The sequence below is a fragment of the Methylobacterium sp. 22177 genome, assembly GCF_052045615.1.
In the GTDB taxonomy this organism is placed as follows: Bacteria; Pseudomonadota; Alphaproteobacteria; order Rhizobiales; family Beijerinckiaceae; genus Methylobacterium; species Methylobacterium radiotolerans.
The window spans coordinates 1-358 of the sequence record NZ_JBQEPK010000143.1; the positions used below are offsets into that span (position 1 = coordinate 1).

At 74.9% G+C, this 358-nt stretch carries 1 protein-coding gene; it reads left to right on the forward strand.

All coding sequences use genetic code 11. The features are described 5' to 3' along the window. Positions 1 to 358, forward strand: a 358-nt coding sequence (locus tag ACTJK8_RS32445; protein WP_440763223.1) for a chemotaxis protein CheW, incomplete at both ends; no start/stop codon positions are given.

Below are 358 nucleotides of genomic sequence, written 5' to 3' on the forward strand. Positions count from 1 at the left end.
GCGGGGTCGGCATGGACGTGGTCAAGAAGACGATCGAGAGCCTGCGCGGCACGATCGACATCACCACCGAGCCGGGGGGCGGGACCTGCGTGGCGCTGCGCCTGCCGCTGACGCTGGCGATCATCGAGGGGCTGCTGATCCGGGTCGGCGCGGGGCGCTACGTGATCCCGCTGGCGGCGGTGGAGGAGTGCGTCGCGCTGCCCGCGGGCGAGCGCGGCGGGCGCGGGCGGGACTTCCTGAACATCCGCGGCGCGCTGGTGCCGTTCCTGCGGCTGCGCGACCTGTTCGGGGCGCCGGGCGAGCCGGAGGAGCACCAGAAGGTGATCGTGGTGTCGGCGGGCGAGGCGCGGGTCGGCCT